The organism is Pedobacter sp. 05L430 (genome assembly GCF_056397585.1).
This window is the reverse complement of record NZ_JBFTNT010000536.1, coordinates 1-1,347: the sequence shown is the minus strand read 5'-3', so window position 1 is coordinate 1,347 and position 1,347 is coordinate 1. Positions and strand designations below refer to the sequence as shown.

The following is a 1,347-nucleotide window of genomic DNA, read 5'->3' as shown; positions in this document are numbered from 1 at the left end:
TCGAGATGATTGTTATGACTCATGCAAGTATTTTTTAATATAATTTATGCCGCAATTAATTGATTACTGACATAAGGTTTCTGATGACTTACCACTGCAACCACTCTTAGGGCAATCTTATTTCTTATTGCATTTAAGATGCTCATGGGATGTTTTCCTTCTTCCTTTTTACGGTTATAATAGGTTCTGAATTCAGGGTAGTATTGTATGACTGATAATGCACTGAGATGGAATAGTTTTTTGAGTTCCTTATTAGCCATATGATGCACTCGGTTGCGTCCCTTTATGCTGATGCCACTGCTATGTTCAAAAGGTACAACACCAGCGTAACAGGCGAGTTGCTTACCACTGATCTTAGCAGAAAAATTGGTAGTGCAACAGATCAAATAAACAGCAGTTAGGTGACCAATGCCAGGCACGGTAATCAGCAAATCGTAGTTGTTCTTTAACTCCGGATTTTCGGCTATGATTTTACTGATCAGTGCTTCGATCTCCTTTATGGATCCGGCAATACCTTCGATCGCTGCCAGGTGTGCTTTCTCTACTGCTTTTTGAACCATAGGATCATTAATGTTTTTGAGTTCTTTGATATACTGTTTATTACTATTGATTTGTGAGAGCAGTCTTGTTCTGGAGGTCATAAAGTCTTTCAATTGCATCAAAACAGGGTTTAACGCCGATGAAACTTTTAACGTGTCCGATTCTTTACAGGCATATTTACACAAACGAATGCTGTCTATCTTGTCATTTTTGCCTCTGGTAATACCAAAGCTCCATTTGATATGAGCAGCATTACCAATATGCAAAGGCAAGCCTTTTTTGTTGCAAAAAGACCAGATCAATCGGTGGTAGATCCCGGTGTTTTCGATTACCACTAAGGTGTTCGGATCCATAGCTACTTTAAAACTTTTAAGCCATTTTCCGAAGGCTTTGAGCCCTTCTAAAGTGTTGTCAAAACGGGCTGTTTCAATACCTCGTTTTTGATGATCAGTAACGGCCATCAGGGAAGCATCGAAGAAGGGTTTTGAAACATCAATGCCAATGAAAAATTTGCTATTCGCTTTCATAGTATTAAATTATAATTTTGTAGCAAGACCTAACAGTTTTGCCCCATCGGTCCAAGTCCTTAATAATGGGTATTACCCTAATTGTTATATGGCCACTAAGGGAAAACACGGCAGCGGATTGCATCATCTCATAGGCATAAAAACCTTGACGACTTGATAATTCGCCGCTGCCGTGGTTAGGCATTATTCCTACAAAATTCTGTATAGCTGAGGAATTAAGCGTAACACTTAATAACAATTGTTTTTTAGGTTCTAGACCACTGGTCAAATCTAAAGGACG

General features: G+C 38.8%; 2 protein-coding genes. Both read right to left on the bottom strand.

Going from position 1 to position 1,347, the window contains the following annotated elements:
* Nucleotides 1-44 precede the first annotated feature (44 nt).
* The gene (locus AC1DG9_RS27145; protein ID WP_288879047.1) at nt 45-1,067 is read right to left on the bottom strand and encodes an IS110 family RNA-guided transposase; all 1,023 of its coding nucleotides are present in this window, start codon (nt 1,065-1,067) and stop codon (nt 45-47) included.
* Between the two features lie 4 nt (nt 1,068-1,071).
* Nucleotides 1,072-1,347 (bottom strand): hypothetical protein (locus tag AC1DG9_RS27140; protein ID WP_337718273.1); only part of this gene is annotated, 276 nt, incomplete at its 5' end.

Coding starts and splice junctions, on each gene's coding strand:
- AC1DG9_RS27145 (WP_288879047.1), bottom strand. CDS start 1,067: ATGAAAGCGAATAGCAAATTTTTCATTGGCATTGATGTTTCAAAACCC.